Source organism: Sphingobacterium sp. HJSM2_6 (assembly GCF_049316305.1).
In the GTDB taxonomy this organism is placed as follows: Bacteria; Bacteroidota; Bacteroidia; order Sphingobacteriales; family Sphingobacteriaceae; genus Sphingobacterium.
In genome coordinates this window covers 577,475-597,038 of record NZ_JBMOXB010000001.1, presented here as the reverse complement: position 1 = coordinate 597,038, position 19,564 = coordinate 577,475, and the positions used below count along the sequence as shown (strand labels likewise).

The window sequence follows — 19,564 nt, the reverse complement described above, 5'->3', positions numbered from 1 at the left end:
ACTTTTAAACCATATGATATGAGAGGAATTCGTTTAAAATTTATGTTATGGCTCTATAACTGGTCCAGTAGGTTGTATGCAACTGTATTTAAACAGCATAAACAAGCTTGGGGTTTGAGTAAGGAAGACTTTTCCAGCTTTCCAAAAGATTCATTAGGTCAGGCATTATGGTTTTTTTATGAGGAGAGAGGATTTGACGTGATGCCTAAATTGGAAAATCATGATGTATTTCATGTGCTTACGGGGATAGATACTGCGATTCAAGATGAAATAGCCATGCAATATTTACTCTTAGGGAATGGCAAAATCAGTGTATACCTCGTAAGTATGCTATTAATAGGTACTTTCTTATTTCCTGAATATGCTAAGTATTATTTAGATACCTATTCGCGCGGAAAATCGATGAACAAATTTTACAACCTAGAATTTAAACCCTATTTATCCTATTCGGTTAAAGAAATGCAAAAGGCATTAACGATAAACAATTTATTTATATATCAACTTACACAATATAATCATGGAAAATAATCTTTCAAAACCAGAATTTACGCAAACCGCAGATACCTTATTCGATCGAATAAGTCGTTCGGTAATTTTAAAAATTGCAGTCATATTTTTCATCACGCTCATCTTACTTATTCCCATGAATATGGTGCATGATTTAATTTCAGAGCGAAAAAACAGGGAAGATATCGTAGCAAAAGAAATAGCCTCGAAGTGGGGCTTAGATCAAGTCATCAGCACTCCTATTTTAGCGGTGCCATATCCCGTGCTTAAAGAAAATAGTATTAAATCTGCTGATGGCACCCAAAAGTTAGTCGAATTGCTGGAGACCGAATGGGCTTTTCTAATGGCCGATCAGGTGGCAATAACAGCTGAAGTTAATCCTGAAGCCCGGAAAAGAGGAATCTATGAAACGGTGGTATATACGAGTCAAGTGAAAATTAAAGGTAATTTCTCCAAATTTGATCTTGATAAATTAAAATTAGACAGCCAAAAATTAAATTGGAAAGAAGCTAAACTCGTATTTGGTATAGAAGATTTTAAAGGACTTGCCAAAAACCCGATATTAAAATGGAAGGAAAAAGAATACGAATTGACCAAGGATCACGTGGACCTTAACCTTTTTCCGCAAAGTTTATATGTCAATTTACCCCTCGAACAAAATGAAGATGCTGCAGCAGGTTTTGAAATTAAGATGGATATAAAAGGTTCCAATACGCTAAATTTTCTTCCATTAGCCAAACAAACCAGTATCACGACCTCTGGAACCTGGAAAAATCCTAGCTTTTCAGGCAATTTTATTCCTGATCAACGAGATGTCAATGAATCTTTTTCTGCCCAGTGGAATATTCCATCGTTTAGCAGGAAGATGCCCCAAGAATGGAATGGTTCTTCCAATAGAATTTATGAATTTATGGGTTTGGAATTAACAACAGAACTGTCGGCGCAAGAATATGAACAAATCGATACAAGACATGTCGATTTTTCCAAATCTAATCAAGTTAATCAGCAGCTGTTGTCTAACGATTGGGATATGGTGCAGGTGCGATTCTTACCTCAAGTAAATAATTATCAAAAAACAACTCGTGTTACAAAATTTGGTATATTAGTAGTCGCATTATCTTTTGTTTCTTTAATATTTTTAGAAATAATTAAACGGAAAAAGATTCATTTAATCCAGTACATTTTAATTGGATTTGCCATGGTCTTATTTTATGCATTATTATTAGCTATTTCTGAACATATAGGATTTAATTGGGCGTACGTCATTGCTTCCTTATTAACCATAACCTTAATTTCAAGTTTTGTCGGAACAATAACAAAGAATTGGCAATCATCTTCTATATTTGGATTAATATTGAGTACGTTTTATGTATTCATATTTGTCCTTCTACAATTACGGGATTATTCACTTATCGTAGGGACGATAGGTATTTTTGTCATTCTTGCGATTTTAATGCGATTATCAACCAAAATTGATTGGTATCAATATGAACAAAAATGATTAAATTAAGTAAAACATCAATTCGGATTTATTTAACCAGTATCTGGTTGTTGATCATTACAGGCAGAAAGTAATATTTAAGTCTATAATTCAATTTTACCTGTCAATTTAGTAATTTGGCAGGTAAAATTGAATTCATATGTTTAGAATTACGAGCATAGTAGCATGCTTATTGATTAACAATATGCTGAACGCGCAAACCAGAAAAGAAGTACCTCAGAAGGTCGACAGACCTCTTATTGCCGTAAAGGGAACCCCTTCCTCAGGCACAGAACCTTTAAGCCCTAAAAAACTTTGGGAACTCGGACGAGTGAATGCAGAAGGATTGACTGCCGATGGAAGTCAATTGATTTTTGCAGTTTCCAATTACCAGTTTGAAGAGAATAAATCTGAAAAAAATTTATTTGTCATTCCGGTGAACGGGGGAGAAGCCAAACCATTTACAAACAGTATTGGTGGAGAATCCGTATTGCAGGTAAATGCAAATAATGAAGTTTTGTACCTGCATAAAGGACAAATTTGGTCAAAAAACTTAGGAGATTCCGAAGCGAAACAATTGACGAATGAAGAGTCCGGTTTGGAGAATGTAAAGCTTTCGCCAGATGGTAAATACATACTCTATAGTAAACCTGTGTTGCTCAAAAATTACCACAGTGTAGATAAATATAAGGATTTAACAAAATCGAATGTTTATATCTATGATAATTTAGATTATAGGCATTGGGATACTTGGAATGATGGAAAATTTAATCACCCATTTGTGGCTAAATACGATCAAGGAAAGCTTTCTGATCCTGTAGATTTAATGGAAGGAGAGCTATTTTCATCACCACAAGCACCTTTTGGGGGATCGGAAGATTTTACTTGGTCTAGCGATAGCAAATCCGTTTTGTATGTTGCGAAAAAGAAATTTGGAACAGACTATGCGGTAAGTACCAATACCGATATATTTCAATATGATTTAGCTAGCCGCCAAACACGTAACCTAACTGAAGGAATGCTTGGTTATGATACCAACCCACAATTTAATAAAGAAGGTAATTTATTGACTTGGTTAAGCATGAAAACAGATGGGTATGAGGCTGATAAAAATGATATAATCGTATGGGATCCTCAATCCAATCGAAAAGTTAATTTAACCGCGCATTGGGACGGCACTGTAAATTCTTATACCTGGAGTAAGGACAATAAAAAGATCTTTTTCACTGCAGCAAGTAAAGGGACAGTACAATTATTTGAAATCGATATAAACAAAGGGGATTGGTCAAAGCAAACGACAGCTGTTAAACAACTTTCCGCTGGAGAATTTGATATTACCGGAATTGTGGGAGAGACTAAGGAAGGATTAATCGTCACTTCTACGAAATTGACTCGTGCCGCTGAAGTGTTTTTGTTTTCTTTTAAAAATAAAAGCTTAAAGCAAATTACTCAAGTAAATGATGCAGCCTATGCCCAAATTTCAGAAACTAAGGTGGAAAGCCGGGTGACGAAAGCATCTGATGGTTTGGATTTGTTTTCATGGGTTATTTATCCACCTGATTTCGATCCAAGCAAAAAGTACCCTACTTTATTATTCTGTCAAGGTGGACCACAAGCTGCAACCACTCAATCGTATTCATTTCGCTGGAATTTTCAATTAATGGCAGCTCAAGGATACATTGTGATTGCGCCCAATCGTCGTGGGATGCCGGGATGGGGCGTAAAATGGAACGAACAAATATCTAAGGACTGGGGTGGGCAATCTATCAGGGATTATTTATCTGCCATTGATGATATTGCGAAGGAATCTTATGTAGATAAAGACCGGATAGGTGCTGTTGGAGCTAGTTACGGAGGTTATTCAGTATTTATGTTAGCAGGAGTTCATGAGGGTAGATTCAAAAGTTTCATTTCTCATTGTGGCTTATTTGATATGGAATCCTGGTACGGTACAACGGAGGAATTGTTTTTTGCAAATCATGATTTAGGCGGGCCATATTGGGAAAAAGGTAATGAGAAAACCTATCATGATTTTAATCCCATGCGCCATGTGAATGCATGGAATACGCCAATCCTGATCTTTCAAGGGGGCAAAGATTATCGAGTTCCTATCGGACAAGGACAGGAAGCATTCCAAGCGGCTCAACTGAAAGGTATAAAAAGTAGATTTGTGTATTTACCGGATGAGAACCATTGGGTATTGTCTGGACATAATGCCCAAGTTTGGCAACGTGAATTCTTTACTTGGTTGTCGGAAACACTATAATCGAAATAGGAATTTTAGTAATAAAAAAACGTCTGTAAGAATTTTACAGACGTTTTTTTTATTGCTGATTTTTATTATTTGGTATCTTTTTTACCAAAAATGGAAATCTTCAAATATTTGCCTGGATTATTTTTAAGATCGAAAATTAATTGATCTAAATTTTGCGAAGCATTATTCAAGTTATTATATAATTGCTCATCATTTAATAATAAACCAATTGACCCTTCGCCTTTATTAATCTTGTCGGTAATGGATTTAACATCCATCATGGCTTGATTTGCATTGTCAATAGTTTCTTTGATTTGAGTTTTTGCTAACTGATCAGACATTTGATCCAGATTAGTTAATATGGAATTTATCTTTTGGTCGTTGTTTTTGAAATTGGTGGTGATGGATTCTAAGTTGCTTAATATGTTCGTTAATTTAGAACGTTCTTGCCCCATCAACCCGTCTACATCTCCTGTTATTTTTTCAAGGTTTTTCAATGAAATGGAAATACTATGGACGGAACTTTTGAAATCACGTTGGAAGTTAGCATCCAATACCGAATTGACTCCGGATAAAACGGAATCTAGTTTTACCACGAGGTTTTCAATTTTCTTTTGAAGAGGTTCTACTTTTTCTAATAGATTGGCCTGTACATCGGATAGTAGCGGGTCTCCATTTCTTGCCATGCTGGTGCTATTTCCCAGCTCAAAGACAATGGCCTTACTGCCTAATAAATCGGCACTAACGATTCTGGCTACACTATTCGATGGAATAGCATAATCTTCTTTAATTTTAAACTCCGTCTTAATTTTACCGTTAGGTTGTAAGGTGAGATTCGAAACACGTCCGATTTGGAATCCACTAACCAGTACGGGCTTGGATACTGCCAAACCTTCTACATTATCATATTCCGTATAAAAAGTGTTTTCACTACTGAATACATTATTCCCTTTTAAAAAACTATATCCTATAAATAGAATGGCAATGGAGATGCAAGTAAGCGCACCAACTTTAGTCTCATTTGTTATTTTCAAAATGCAAGAATTTAAGGATACTAAAATTTATTTACCAGCAAGTTAATAAAAAGATTATTTTTCTACGTTTTTTCTATACGTATTTAGTGCATTAAATAAATCTTTTACAATTTCTTCTTGTCCATGGGCAGACATCATGAACTTTTCTTCATCGGGATTACTAATAAAACCAATTTCAGTTAGAACAGCTGGCATACCTGCTGTGGCAAGTACGGCTAAGCCTTGTTCTTTCACCCCACGGTCAGTGCGGTTGGATGCGGAAAATTGATCTTGCATGCAAGCCGCAAGGCGAATACTCTGTTCACGGTATTTTCTTTTCATCAGGGAAAACACGAAATAGGAGGAAGGATCCTTGGGATCAAAGCCACCATAGTTTTCTTTGTAATTGTCTTCCATAAGGATGGATGCGTTTTCCCGAATGGCAACGTCTTGCTCTCCCGTACGGCTATATCCTAAAACTAAGGTTTCTGTTCCTTTGGCGGTGGTATTCAACACGCTTTGGGTAACATATCGTCCTCTACTGTTTTTCACACGTCTTTTAGTTGCACCACCAGAATTACAATGGATGGAAATAAATAAATCGGCATTGTGTTTATTGGCTAATGCTGGACGTTCGTATAATTTGGGATAAACATCGGTTGTTCTCGTATAAATAACTTTTACCCCTGGAAGTTCTTGTTCGATTTTTTTACCAAGCTTTAAGGTCACTTGTAATGCAAGATCTTTTTCTTTAGATTGTCTTCCTACAGCCCCAGAGTCATGTCCTCCATGACCTGCATCCAACACAATAACTTTAATTTTCTTTTGACTTGTTTTGTCCGCATCTTGAGCAATGCTGAAACTCGTAAAGCAGATTAATGCCATGCATGTTAATCCTAAGCGGATAATGGGATAAGGATTTTTAAATCTAACTGTTGTAAACGTATGGATACTCAATGTTGTTAATGTGTTAAGTAATCTAATCATTCAATTAAAGTTTTTCCGAAGACTCTTTATATCGTTTAATGGCATCGACCAAATTAGCTACTATTTCTGCTTGTCCAGCCTCCGAAAGCATGAAGTTTTCTTCATCAGGATTGCTTATAAAGCCTATTTCTGTTAACACAGCGGGCATACTAGCATGAGCTAAAACAGCTAATGAAAGTTCTTGAACCCCACGGTTAGGGCGGCCTTTTTTGACATACTCGTCTTGTAAGTAGCTTGCAAACTTAATACTTTTTGAGCGATAAGTTCTTTTTAATAGGGAAAATATAAAATAGGTGGATGGATCATTCGGGTCAAATCCCCCATAATTATCCTTGTAATTTTCCTCCACTAGAATGTCGGCATTTTCACGTATTGCTACATTGGATTCACCTTTTTGTAAACGATTGTAACCGCATACAAATGTCTCCGTTCCACTGACATCTGGTCTGCGGATAATTCGCGTGGAATACTTCCCATTGCGTCCCCTTACTCTGCTTTCGGAATCGGCAGAGTTGCAGTGAATAGACATGAATAAATCGGCTTTGTTTTTATTAGCAATATTGGAACGTTCGTGAAAAGGTACATCAATATCTGCATCTCTTGTTAACATAGCTTTCATGCCGGGGATTTCTTTTTCTATAGCTACTTGTAGTTTTTTGGAAACCTGCAGCACGATGTCTTTTTCTGCAGAAATGCGACCTCGTGCACCGGGTAAATTACCTCCATGTCCTGGGTCAATGACAATTAATTTAATTGCTTTGTTATGTCGTGTTGAATCTTGTTGTCCTTGAACTATAGGGTCTTGTGCCGAGCGCACAGTTTGGATTAATAACAAACTTGGGATAAATAATCCTAAAAGTGAAAATAAGATTTTGGTAGATTTCTTCATATGCATTACACTAATCCTGATATTGTTGCCTTATTGCATTCTTAAAGTAAACTGTTAAATATGCTTAACTTTATGAAAATCCTAATCTTTGTTATGGATTTTTGACTATTTTTGCCTTCAAGAGTTTAAAATTAGCACAAAAATAACATTCATATTTCATTTTGAAGGCTTTAAGTTGTTTTTTCCTTTCGGTAATACTGATAATGTTAGGGCTGTCCATGCTGCATGCCCAAGAAAAAACCACTTCCAAAGAACTCGGATCTAAACAAGATACCAGTAAAAACAGCATACAAGATACCACTCAAAACAATTTCAAGGAAGTTTCTGGACAAGATACTGTAAAGATGAAAGATGAGGATGGATTGGAAACAGTAGTTACCATTACAGCCAATGATTCTTCTTGGAATGAAATCAGTAAAAACATTCTTCACTTATACAATGGTGCGAAAGTAAAATACGAAGGATTCGAGTTGGCGGCGGACTATATCCGGCTGGATCGTAACACTAATATTTTGTTTGCTAAAGGGGTGATCGATCATACAGGAAAATATATCGGCAGGCCTGTTGTTATCATGCCTGGAGAATCGCCTATCGCGGTCGATTCTTTGCTTTACAATTATAAAACTCAGGTCCCTAAAACTTTTGGGGTCATGACAGAAATGGGCGGAGGTTATATACAAGCTAGAGAAGTACGCAAGAATATTTATGATGAAATGTCATTTTATTCGGGATTATACAGTACTTGTGACCTTCCTGAACCACATACTCACTTTGGTATTCGAATAACGAAAGGTTTAGCGACTCAAAAACAAATTATTGCGGGACCTTCCTATTTAGTGGTACAAGGTATTCCTTTGAAGTTTTTGGCAATTCCATTTGGATTTTTTCCAAAACAAGATAAAAAAAGCTCAGGGTTTTTATTTCCTTCTTTTGGAGAAGATGCCGCTCGGGGTTTTGCAATGCGTGATTTAGGTTGGTATTTGACCTTTAATGATTATTGGGATTCTGAAATTCGTGGTAATTTATACTCAAAAGGAACTTGGGAAGCTAGTGTTCGTACGCAATACTTAGTAAATTATAAATTCAACGGAAATTTCAATTTGCGCTACGGTTCCTTCGTGGAAGGGGTAGAGGGTACTGCTAATTTTGGTCGTTCCAAGGATTTTAACTTTACTTGGAACCATACGCAACGACAAGAAGCGAATCCAGGAACCTCTTTTTCTGCATCGGTTAATTTTGGTACGAGATCCTATTTAAAAAATTCTGCCGCAGGCGGAACGTATGATCCTAGGGCATTAACGAATAACCGATTGAATTCATCCGTAGCTTATGGTAAAGTGTTTGCAGATGGTAAGGTAAACTTCACTTCCAATTTAAGACATGAGCAAGATTTAACGACAGGTCGTGTTTCTTTGGATTTACCAAGTTTCAGTTTAAACGTTGCTACCTTCAATCCCTTCGACTCTAAAGACCGGATCGGGGAGCAAAAATGGTATCAGCGCATCACGGTAGGTTATAGTGTGCAAGGACAAAATAAAATTGTAACGGGAGATTCGATATTATTCAGAAAGGAATCGCTTAAGAATTTCACCAATGGTGTTCAGCATAGTATTCCAGTTGGTTTAAGTTTAAGTGTATTGAAATACTTCCAATTCAATACTTCCATGAATTATACAGAACGTTGGTATTTACAATCGGTGCGAAACCGACTTGCCAATGAGGTGTATGGGTATCGCAGTGTGCGAGACACCATTCAGGGTTTCCGTAGAGCTTATGATTATTCGTTCTCGAGTGGACTATCTACGAAGGTGTATGGTATGTACCCAAAAATGGGAAAAATTGAAGCCATGCGTCATACCATTACGCCATCTATCAATGTGAACTACCGTCCTGATTTCTCGGATGCGAGGTATGGATTTTACCGGGATTTTACAGATGAAAATGGACTATATCGGAAGTATTCTATTTTTGAAAATGGAATTTATGGAGGTCCCTCAGCAGGTAATTCCTTTGGTATAGGCTTTTCTGTCGACAATAATATTGAAGCGAAAATCAGGGATGATAAGGATTCTACCGGAACAGGATTTAAAAAAATACCGATTATTCAAGGCTTGACCTTTAGTGGAAATTACAACATGGCAGCAGACTCTTTGAAGCTGTCCAGCATAGGATTTTCTGGAAGAACCTCCGTGTTCAACCAAAAGATTAACATCAATTTTAATGGTGCTTTTGACCCTTATTCGTACGATACTTATACAGGTAATCGAATCAATCGATATGCCATTAAGGATGGTTCCTTGGCAAGGCTGACGAACTTTGGTTTGTCTTTCGATTACAGTTTCAATCCGAATGCGAATAAAAATAGAAGTAATAATATAGACTCTATTCGGAATGATATGCCGAATATGACTCCTGAACAGGCGCAAGCACTTTCTAGAATCAGTTCGGATCCTAATGCTTTTGTGGATTTTAATATACCATGGAATTTGGCCGGATCATTCAGTATGAATTACGCCAAGGTATTTAATTCTACGGAACGCAGAATGGATACGCGACTCACCAGCACGGTAAATATTCATGGTGATTTTAATGTGACTCCAAAGTGGAAGGTTCAATTTAATACAGGCTATGACTTCGTTCAAAAGGAAGCTTCGATGACCAATATTAGTATTTATAGGGACTTGCATTGTTGGGATATGTCGGTAGGATGGGTTCCTTTTGGTCGATATAAAAGTTATAATATTACAATCCGGGCTAAATCATCCATATTACAAGATTTAAAACTATCGAAGCGTAATAGCCATTTTACATTTTAACTGATAACCAAAACCTGCTGTACTATGAATGTAGAAATAATTACCATCGGTGATGAAATTTTACTAGGGCAGATTGTTGATACCAATTCAGCATGGATTGCTCAAAAATTAGTAGATCTTCAACTTCCCGTCCTTCAAATAACTTCCATAACCGATCGTGAAGAACATATCCTTCAAGCTTTAACGAATGCTTCTGCTAGAGCATCGATTATACTATGCACTGGAGGATTAGGGCCAACAAAGGATGATGTCACGAAAGCTACTATCGCCAAATTTTTCAATAGTCCATTAAGGCATGATGAAGAAGTGATGAACCATGTGAAAAAAATCTTTGAACGTTTTTCTCGTACCATGCCTGAGCGTAATTATGGGCAAGCTGAGGTATTGGAAAAAGCAGAGGTGTTATTTAATCATTGGGGTACGGCTCCAGGCATGTGGATAGCGCATGAAGGAAAGATTTTTGTTTTTTTGCCGGGAGTACCCATGGAAATGAAGAATCTAATGACTTTTAGTGTTTTGCCAAAGCTACAGGCTTTTAATCCGCTAGAACAAATTGCAATTCGCCATATCATTACTGTTGGAATTGGTGAATCGCATTTAGCAGAACGAATTGCGGATTTGGAGGAGGCTTTGCCTGCGTATGGGCATTTAGCCTATTTACCTAAAATTGGAATGGTTCGGTTAAGACTTACCTTCACAGGGAAGGACAAGCATCAAATGGAGGAAGAGGCTAGTCGGTATCAGCAATTGCTTGTAGACCGATTGGGTACCTTGGTGGTATCCATGGAAGATATTTCTTTTGAAGAGGTGATAGTTCAAGAATTTGTTGCGCAAAAAATGACGCTCTCTACAGCCGAAAGTTGTACAGGAGGTAATTTGGCGAAGCAAATTACGGCAGTGGTTGGAGCCAGTCAAATGTTTGTAGGGGCGATAGTTGCGTATGCTAATGAAGTGAAAAATCAATGGTTGGACGTTTCTGAGGAAACCTTAAATACACATGGTGCAGTGAGTGAAGAAACCGTCATTCAGATGGCTAAAGCGGTACAACAAAAAATGAATACCACCTATTCCATCGCGACAAGTGGAATTGCTGGTCCAGGTGGTGGAACCGCCGAGAAACCTGTGGGTACGGTTTGGGTTGCTATCGCTGGGAAAGCAACGGTGAAAACTAAGTTGTTTCACTTTCATAGCGACCGAGCGATCAATGTGGAACGTACTACAGCTCAGGCATTCTTGATGTTGTGGGACCTTTACCAATCGGAAAGGTTAACCCTCCAAAATTAAATTTCTTGTTATATAGCGTATAAAATATTTTATTCCGTTCACTTGTCTTTTGACTTTTAATAAGTAATTTAGTGCTCTAACAATCCAAATAAAAGTAGATGGCTATATATAAACTTATACTACCTAAGATGGGCGAGAGTGTGTCGGAAGCTACGCTGACCAAATGGGTAAAGCAAGTTGGCGATCCCATCGATGAAGATGATGCGGTGGTAGAAATAGCAACAGATAAAGTTGATTCTGAGGTTCCTTCACCGGTAGTGGGTGTGCTGAAAGAAAGATTGTTTGAAGAAAATCAAGTGGTTCAGGTAGGTGAAGTGATCGCGTTAATTGAAGTAGAAGGGGAAGAGCTAGATGATCCACAGCCTGAAGAAACACAGCAAGAAATTGAAACATCCAATCAAGAGGCGCCTAAAGAGCCAATATCAAGTACTTCAACCGATATTTTACCGGAAATCGAGGCGCGTATTCCTGGAGTTGAACAACTGCCAATCCTAGTGGAAAACCCCATGAAGGAAACGGCTGAATCTCCAATTTCTATTCGTTTTTACTCTCCATTAGTTCGGAATATTGCACAACAAGAAGGCTTAAGCCAACACGAGCTCGATCGTATTCCTGGAACTGGTGCGGAAGGTCGAGTAACAAAACAGGATGTGCTTGATTATTTACAGAGTAGAGGAGGTGTTCAAGCCAGTCCTTTGAATTCGCAAACGAATGGTTCTTCAGAAAAATCAGGAAATGTACCTACGAGTCCTGTTCAAATTATCAGCAACGCTAATGGCGATGAAATTATTGAAATGGATCGCATGCGTAGGCTCATCGCAGATCATATGGTTCATAGTGTGCATACTTCACCGCATGTGTTTTCTGTTGTAGAGGCCGATGTTACCAATTTAGTAAATTGGCGAAATAAAATTAAAGACTCGTATAAAAAAGCAGAGGGTGAAAATATCACCTTTACGCCTTTAATCATAGAGGCTATCGCTAAGGCCATTAAGGATTTTCCTTTAGTGAATGTTTCCGTCGATGGATATAATATCGTACGGAAGAAAAATATCAATATAGGTATGGCAGCAGCTTTACCATCAGGAAATCTAATTGTTCCGGTAATAAAGAATGTGGATCAATTAAGTCTTTCAGGAATTTCAAAATCGGTAAATGATCTAGCAAGTCGATCCCGAGCTAATAAGTTGAAACCTGATGATACGCAGGGGGGGACTTTTACGTTTACCAATATAGGTGCCTTTGGTAATATTTTTGGTATGCCAATTATCAATCAACCGCAGGCCGCTATTTTAGCGGTTGGCTCTATTAAAAAGAAACCGGCAGTATTGGAAACAGAATTTGGGGATGTAATCGCTGTGCGGCATATGATGTATATTTCCATGTCCTATGACCATCGAGTGATTGATGGCGCCTTAGGAGGATCCTTTATTCGTCGTGTGGCGGATTATCTTGAACAATGGGATGTCGATCGCAGTGTTTAACAGGTAAGGAATCAAAAGATACTATATAAAAAAGCAGGATGAAGATTTATTTTCATCCTGCTTTTTTTTAAGGGTATATTCTAGTAAATCTGGTTTTTTAAAGATTTAATCGGGTGCGAACGATGTGTCTATACCTAAAGAATAATAGGCAGGAGGACGTTAACAAACCTATGGTAAGGCCATACCAAATTCCTTTAACACCTAATTCTAACGTGATACCTAGTAAATAAGCGATTGGTAAACCTACCACCCAATAAGCAAAAAAGGTAATAAAAGTGGGAATGTTTACATCTCCAATTCCTCGCAGTACGCCTAATCCAACGACTTGGGTTCCATCAAATAATTGAAACATTCCTGCTATAATCAATAAAGGTGCCGCCAACGCAATAACTTCTAAGTCTTTAGATATTAAGTAGGGTAGGTATTGATTGAAAATTGCAAAGATTAATGCACAAATAATCATAAACACGATGACAAGGTGATAGGACACTGAGGCAAACTTTTGCAATCGGAAATAGTTCTTATTGCCGTAGCTATTGCCAATTTTGATGGTTGCAGCTGCTGCAATTCCACTCGCCATCATGTAGGTCATTGCTGCTAAAGTAATTGCGGTTTGATGTGCGGCTTGTTGAATAGCACCTATTTTACCAGCAATTAATGCAGCAGCAGCGAATGCTCCTATTTCAAATACATATTGCATGGCTACGGGTGCCCCAATCTTTAATATTTTTTTGATGCGGTTAATATCAATGAATTTAATCCTGAAATGATCGATATAACGCTTGAAGTTTTTAGATCGTAACACATACCATACCATTACCAACATCATCAATATCCGATCGATAAGCGTGGCTATACCTACTCCTTTTACGCCCATAGCGGGTATTCCAAACATACCTTTTACGAGTATAATGGCTAGTATGATGTTTAAAACATTACCCCAAATGCTGATATTCATCGCTTGTTTGGTATACCCTAAACCCTCAGCAAACTGTTTAAAGGTGTTGAATATCATCAAGGGAAGGATGGACATACTTAAAATCAACAAATAAGGTTTTGCGGTTTCCACGACCAAAGGGTCTTGATCTGCATGCTGCATAGCATACATGGATCCATAATATACGGTAAGAAATAAGAGGATGGCAGCAACAATATTTAACCAAAGACTATTGGAAAGTAATTGTGCACATTCTTTGAGATTAGATCTGCCGTTTTCTTGGGCAATTAATGGTGTTAGTCCGTAAGATATACCTAAACCGATAACCAGTACAACCATAAAAACCGAATGGACTAATGATACGGCAGCTAAGGATATAGTGCCTGCGAATTGACCAACAATAATGGTGTCAGCAGTTTGCACTAGCGTATGACCTAGTTGAGAAATCACAACGGGCCCGGCTAATGCTGCAGTGCTGAGGTAGTACATTTTGTTTGATTGGAACTGCTTGAACATGTATTTAATTTTAAAGGCCTCAAAGGTACAAAGTTAATTTAGGTATGACGGTCATGTTCGGGTTAAGTTTTTGTTTCGAAATAATTACAGGAAAAAATTGTCCATAATAAATAATAGACTTAACTTAGCCTAGTTAATAATATTGTAAGCGAGATGAATTTAGCATTTTTAAATATTGGTAGTCAAGAGATGATTTTAATCGTCTTAGTCGCGTTGTTGTTGTTTGGAGGGAAAAAGTTACCAGAATTAGCTAGAGGTTTAGGACGTGGAATTCGTGAGTTTAAGGATGCGTCTGAAGGTATTAAAAAAGAGATATCAGATCAAATAAATAATTTTGAGCGTGAAGTCGATGTCATTAAATCGGATATCGATCAGCAACCAACAACAAGTAATGCCCAAGCTGATACGACAAAACCGGAGACAGAAAATCCGGAAGAACAAGATCAACTTGCAAAGAGTGCTCCGCAATTTTCTGCAGCAGCAGGAACATACGAACACCAACCTTATAGCACACCTACAGCAGATGACTATTACAGTTATGGGTACAAAGATCATTTTGCAAGTGATGAGCCTGGTGCTGCACAAGAACCTTCCAAGGAAGAAACAGCAGACGCTGTTTCTACGATCGCCGTAAACGAGAAGGAATCAACCGAAGAAACTAAAAAAGTCTAAAATATACTTATCTACTATAGCAAGCTGTTGATATTCTTCAACAGCTTATTTTTTATTATTTAACTATGATGATTAGCCATGAACAGGTCGTTTCGCAGGAGTTGAAACTCAGCGAAAAGCAAGTGCGTACAACGATGGAGTTATTGGATGAAGGGGCTACAATTCCTTTTATTTCTAGGTATCGAAAAGAACTTACAGGAAGTTTAGATGAGGTCCAAATTACCAATATTCGTGATCGTGTACAGCAATTACGAGAATTAGATAAACGTAAGGAAGCTATTCTCAAGTCGATTAATGATCAAGGTAAGTTGAGCCCAGTGCTGGAAGAGCAGATTAAACAAGCTGCTACGATGGCTATATTAGAGGATATTTATTTACCCTATAAACCGAAACGTAAGACTAGAGCTTCGGCGGCTCGAGAAAAGGGGTTACAGGGCCTTGCTGAGTTACTACTGGAACAAGAACGTTTGGACTTGGACAATATAGTGCGGTCTTTTATAGATGCAGATAAAGGTGTGAATACCTTCGAGGAAGCATTGGCAGGTGCGAGAGATATCATTGCAGAGCAAATCGCTGAAGATGCGAAGGTTCGTGCGCACGCTAGAAAGGTGATTTTAGAAAAAGGTAGTTTTGTATCTAGGGTTGTTCCAGGAAAAGAGGAAGCCGCAATAAAATACAAAGATTATTTCGAGTGGACGGAGACATTGAAGGATGCTCCATCTCATCGGGTATTGGCTATGCGCAGGGGTGAGAAAGAAGAGTTATTGTACTTGGATATTGAAGCAGATGAGCATGCAGTCTTGCCAGGTATCGAGAAACAATATATCAAAGCGAATAATCCGGCATCTGATCAGGTACAATTAGCATTATTAGATTCTTATAAGCGATTGTTAAAACCTTCGATGGAGACGGAAGTGCGTGTGCTGACTAGGCAGAAGGCCGATGAAGAAGCCATTCGTGTTTTTGCAGATAATGTACGTCAGTTGTTATTAGCGGCTCCGCTAGGGCAGAAAAGATTATTGGCGATAGATCCAGGCTTCCGTACCGGATGTAAAACGGTGGTTTTGGATGCTCAAGGTAATTTAATGGAGAATACCGCTATTTTCCCGCATACTGGATCAGGTGGACTTGCGGAAGCTGAAAAAACTGTGAGGCATTTAATTTCCAAGTATGCAATTGAGGCGATTGCGATAGGTAATGGTACTGCAGGCCGTGAAACAGAAGAATTCGTGAGGAAACTAAGTATCGAAGGGGTAGATATTGTGATGGTGAATGAAAGTGGTGCGTCGATATACTCTGCGAGTGACACTGCCAGGGAGGAGTTTCCAGATCATGATATTACCGTTAGAGGTGCTGTTTCTATCGGTCGAAGATTAATGGATCCCTTGGCTGAATTGGTTAAAATAGATCCTAAATCTATTGGTGTTGGACAATACCAACATGATGTAGATCAGCATAAGTTACAATCCGCATTGGACGATACGGTTATGTCCTGCGTGAACGCAGTAGGCGTAGAATTGAATACAGCATCAAAACAGATTTTATCCTACATATCAGGTCTTGGTCCTTCATTGGCGCAGCAAATTGTCAATTATAGAAAGGAAAATGGGCCTTTTAAATCCAGAAGAGAATTAAAGAAAGTTCCTAGATTGGGGGATAAAGCATTTGAACAAGCTGCTGGGTTTTTACGAATTCGTCAAGCAGCGCATCCATTAGATGCGTCGGCAGTTCACCCGGAGCGATATGCTTTGGTGGAACGCATGGCGAAAGATTTAGGAATCAGTATTCCTGATTTAATGAAAGATGATCAACTTCGCAAATCGGTGAATTTGAAAAACTATATGAGTGAAGACGTGGGCTTGCCAACGCTGAATGATATCATGTCAGAACTCTCTAAGCCAGGGCTAGATCCTCGGGATCAATTTGAATCATTTTCTTTTACAGATGGTGTAAATAGCATTGCTGATTTACGTGTTGGTATGAAATTGCCTGGTATAGTAACGAACATCACCAACTTTGGAGCTTTTGTGGATATCGGTGTCCATCAAGATGGATTAGTTCATTTAAGTCAATTGGCTAATCATTTTGTGTCAGATCCACACGAGGTAGTGAAAGTACAACAGCATGTTCAAGTTACGGTTACGGAAATTGATGAACGAAGAAAGAGAATTGGTTTAACGATGAAAACTGAAGATAGACCTGTGAAAAAGAAATCTGAAAAACGAGAAAATCGTTCCAACGAATCGGATATGGCAAGTAAATTAGCCGCATTGGCAAGTAAATTTAAATAGGTAGAAACCTAAGTTTTTACACTTTAAAAAGGCTAATCACATGGATTAGCCTTTTTTTTGTGCAAGGAATTAGGCCTAGAATGTTGTATCGCTTTGCTAGGGTTGTCATCAACTGTTAGGACAGTGCATGATGGTTGTTCTAATAAATCTTAATACTTTCATAAGTGAAATTATAAACTTTGAAAATAACCTTGCTATGTCCTTCTATAAAAAGGATCTATCTACCTAAATCAAATTCTATGAAAAAATACCTATTTAGTTTATTGTATATTGTGCTGTTTTTACCCTCCTGTAAAAGTAAACCAGTTCAAGAACAAGTTGTTGTCAAAGAAACCAATTATAAAATATTTTTGGATGTAAAAACCGGTAATCATTTAGAGGCTACCGAGAAATCTGGCCAATATACCATCAAAACTACGGGTGCGGACCCTTACCTTTCTTCCAAACCATTAACAAGTAAACTGAAAGAAGCCAATTACGTTTTGACTTTCGAATATACCAGTTCAGCGAAATTGGGAATGCAAGTATTCTTTACGCCACCTACCACCGAAGGAAGGTCTGTAAACAATATTGTGGTGGAACAAAGCAATGCATGGAAAACGTTTTCCATTGACCTAGGGGAAAAGATTAAAGAATTAGGTTGGGGAAATACAGGTCATCTACTGCGTATTGACCTCGGGAATAAAGCAGGTACTAATATACAAATCAGAAATATAGGCTTCAGGGAACGTAACGAAGAGGAGTTGAAGAAAGCCAAAGAAAAAGAAGATTTTCTAGTAAATGATCAATTAACCAATGATAAACTAAAGAATTATTTAACCCAAACCTTTAATTCCAATATTACTGAAGTTAAAGTGGGTTTAAATGAGGTAAGTATACAGGGTAAAGTTCCAAACGCTGCTGATGGATATTCGCTTGTAGAACTTGTTCCTGGTACGCAAATTTTCAATTTTAAAACATTAGGTGCTGCAACGGCAATTACTTCTACAAACTTTGAAATCAAATTGCCAAGAACAAATACTGCGGAGGGATTGACCTACGACCGTGGTTTGTCTAGGTGGGCTATCGTAAAGGGGAGCGCGGGGAATTACCAATTACAATCTCATGCGCACTATGCGGATGAAGTGGCCGCAACCCGTAACTTGCCTCTAGAGAAACCGAAAACAAAAAAAGGCTTAGGTGGGTTCAATGTATCTAGGGGATTCTTAGGGGATATTGATGAATTGGGTATTACCTCTGCTACGGTTAATGTTAACTTGACGGGAATGATGCACCTGACCGATCCTGGTAATTCTATTGCCCATCAATACCAAGGCAAAACCTATTATTTCCAAAGGCCTAGTGTTGAAAACCTAGATAGAACTTTTAAAACGACTGCAGAAAAGGAAATTGTTGTAGCGGCGATTATTTTATTGCAAGGCGCAGCTCATAGTGCAGACCCTGCAGTAGGAGAATTATTAGAGCATCCTGATCATATACCTGGTGAGAATGTATTTTTTACAATGCCAAGAATGGACAATTTAGCAAGTGTACATTGTTATGCTGCGGCATTGGATTTTCTAGCTAGTCGTTACTGCCAAGAAGGAAATCCTTATGGAAGAATCCATCATTTTATTATGCACAATGAAGTAGATCAAGGTGTAGTTTGGACCAACATGGGTGATGGAAGACCATTGTACATTTTCTTGGATAACTATTACCATTCCATGAGATTAGCGCATAATATTATCCGCGGTTATGATGAGCATGCAGAGATTTTTGCTTCATTCACCCACTCTTGGAATGAATCTGCTACAGGTGGTGACTATTTTGCTGGTTTCTACACGACCAAGGAAATGGCAGAAGGATTGATCTCCTATTCACAAAAAGAAGGGGACTTTCAGTGGGCTTTAGCTTGCCATCCATATCCTGAAGATCTGAATGAACCTAAAACTTGGAATGATAAACGTGCAACGTTTAGCTTGAATAGTCCATTGGTTACATTTAAGAATTTAGAAGTGTTGGACACATGGATAAAATTGCCGAAAAATAAATACAAAAACTCCATTAAACGAACCTTATGGTTATCGGAAAATGGTACCAATTCTAGAACGTATAGTGAAAAAGATTTAAGTGAACAAGCGGCAGGATTTGCTTATGCTTGGAAAAAAATGGTCCAATTAGACGGGATAGATGGAATCCAATGGCATAACTGGATAGATAATCGTGGTGAATTTGGTTTGCGCATTGGTTTAAGAAGATTTCCAGATGATGCAGACGAACCAGGAGGAGCAAAACCTGTATGGTATCTATATAAAGCTGCTGGAACAGCAAATGAAAACACTGTCTTTGAACCCTATAAAGCTGTTATTGGCATCAGCAATTGGTCTGAATTAGATAAAAAGCCCGTTAATTAAGGGCAGTCTTTAGCCTTAAGCAAGATGTTGAATGATGG

At 38.0% G+C, this 19,564-nt stretch carries 13 protein-coding genes; 9 read left to right on the top strand and 4 right to left on the bottom strand.

All coding sequences use genetic code 11. The features are described from left to right. Positions 1–18 precede the first annotated feature (18 nt). The 3 genes from ACFRAE_RS02395 to ACFRAE_RS02385 all read left to right on the top strand — a co-directional run bounded on the left by ACFRAE_RS02395 (position 19) and on the right by ACFRAE_RS02385 (position 4,253). Positions 19–528: a Coq4 family protein gene (locus tag ACFRAE_RS02395; protein WP_422795515.1), complete on the top strand. Its 510-nt coding sequence runs from the start codon at positions 19–21 to the stop codon at positions 526–528. Continuing rightward, positions 518–2,008: a cell envelope integrity protein CreD gene (gene creD, locus ACFRAE_RS02390; RefSeq protein ID WP_422795514.1), complete on the top strand. Its 1,491-nt coding sequence runs from the start codon at positions 518–520 to the stop codon at positions 2,006–2,008. Before ACFRAE_RS02395 ends, creD begins: the two co-directional genes overlap by 11 nt. Positions 2,009–2,147: 139 nt before the next feature. Then, the gene (locus ACFRAE_RS02385) at positions 2,148–4,253 is read left to right on the top strand and encodes an alpha/beta fold hydrolase (protein WP_422795513.1); all 2,106 of its coding nucleotides are present in this window, start codon (positions 2,148–2,150) and stop codon (positions 4,251–4,253) included. A gap of 74 nt (positions 4,254–4,327) precedes the next feature. Here ACFRAE_RS02385 and ACFRAE_RS02380 read toward each other — a convergent pair whose 3' ends face one another. From ACFRAE_RS02380 to ACFRAE_RS02370, 3 genes are read right to left on the bottom strand one after another with little or no spacing between them, the layout of a single operon-like run. After that, complete coding sequence (locus tag ACFRAE_RS02380; RefSeq protein ID WP_422795512.1) at positions 4,328–5,275, bottom strand: MlaD family protein; 948 nt, start codon at positions 5,273–5,275, stop codon at positions 4,328–4,330. 54 nt (positions 5,276–5,329) lie between these two features. Beyond that, the gene (locus tag ACFRAE_RS02375; RefSeq protein ID WP_422795511.1) at positions 5,330–6,241 is read right to left on the bottom strand and encodes an N-acetylmuramoyl-L-alanine amidase family protein; all 912 of its coding nucleotides are present in this window, start codon (positions 6,239–6,241) and stop codon (positions 5,330–5,332) included. Positions 6,242–6,245: 4 nt separating this feature from the next. Beyond that, positions 6,246–7,130, bottom strand: coding sequence for an N-acetylmuramoyl-L-alanine amidase family protein (locus tag ACFRAE_RS02370; protein WP_422795510.1), 885 nt, complete (start codon positions 7,128–7,130; stop codon positions 6,246–6,248). A gap of 218 nt (positions 7,131–7,348) precedes the next feature. Between ACFRAE_RS02370 and ACFRAE_RS02365 the strand changes: the two genes are divergently transcribed. The 3 genes from ACFRAE_RS02365 to ACFRAE_RS02355 all read left to right on the top strand — a co-directional run bounded on the left by ACFRAE_RS02365 (position 7,349) and on the right by ACFRAE_RS02355 (position 12,714). Next, positions 7,349–9,946, top strand: a complete 2,598-nt coding sequence (locus ACFRAE_RS02365; RefSeq protein ID WP_422795509.1) for a putative LPS assembly protein LptD — start codon at positions 7,349–7,351, stop codon at positions 9,944–9,946. A gap of 24 nt (positions 9,947–9,970) precedes the next feature. Continuing rightward, positions 9,971–11,230, top strand: coding sequence for a competence/damage-inducible protein A (locus ACFRAE_RS02360; protein ID WP_422795508.1), 1,260 nt, complete (start codon positions 9,971–9,973; stop codon positions 11,228–11,230). A gap of 98 nt (positions 11,231–11,328) precedes the next feature. Beyond that, entirely contained in the window at positions 11,329–12,714 is a 1,386-nt protein-coding gene (locus ACFRAE_RS02355) for a dihydrolipoamide acetyltransferase family protein (protein WP_422795507.1), read from the top strand. A gap of 97 nt (positions 12,715–12,811) precedes the next feature. On the opposite strand, the gene ACFRAE_RS02350 is transcribed toward ACFRAE_RS02355, so the two are convergent. Then, positions 12,812–14,167, bottom strand: a complete 1,356-nt coding sequence (locus ACFRAE_RS02350; protein WP_422795506.1) for an MATE family efflux transporter — start codon at positions 14,165–14,167, stop codon at positions 12,812–12,814. A 153-nt stretch (positions 14,168–14,320) separates the two neighbouring features. Between ACFRAE_RS02350 and ACFRAE_RS02345 the strand changes: the two genes are divergently transcribed. The 3 genes from ACFRAE_RS02345 to ACFRAE_RS02335 all read left to right on the top strand — a co-directional run bounded on the left by ACFRAE_RS02345 (position 14,321) and on the right by ACFRAE_RS02335 (position 19,526). Then, the gene (locus ACFRAE_RS02345; protein ID WP_422795505.1) at positions 14,321–14,839 is read left to right on the top strand and encodes a Sec-independent protein translocase subunit TatA/TatB; all 519 of its coding nucleotides are present in this window, start codon (positions 14,321–14,323) and stop codon (positions 14,837–14,839) included. A 68-nt stretch (positions 14,840–14,907) separates the two neighbouring features. Next, positions 14,908–17,130 (top strand): Tex family protein, encoded by a 2,223-nt coding sequence (locus tag ACFRAE_RS02340; protein ID WP_422795551.1) that lies wholly within the window; start codon positions 14,908–14,910, stop codon positions 17,128–17,130. Positions 17,131–17,369: 239 nt separating this feature from the next. After that, a complete protein-coding gene (locus ACFRAE_RS02335) occupies positions 17,370–19,526 on the top strand; it encodes a DUF5722 domain-containing protein (RefSeq protein ID WP_422795504.1) in 2,157 nt (718 codons plus the stop codon). Positions 19,527–19,564: the final 38 nt, after the last annotated feature.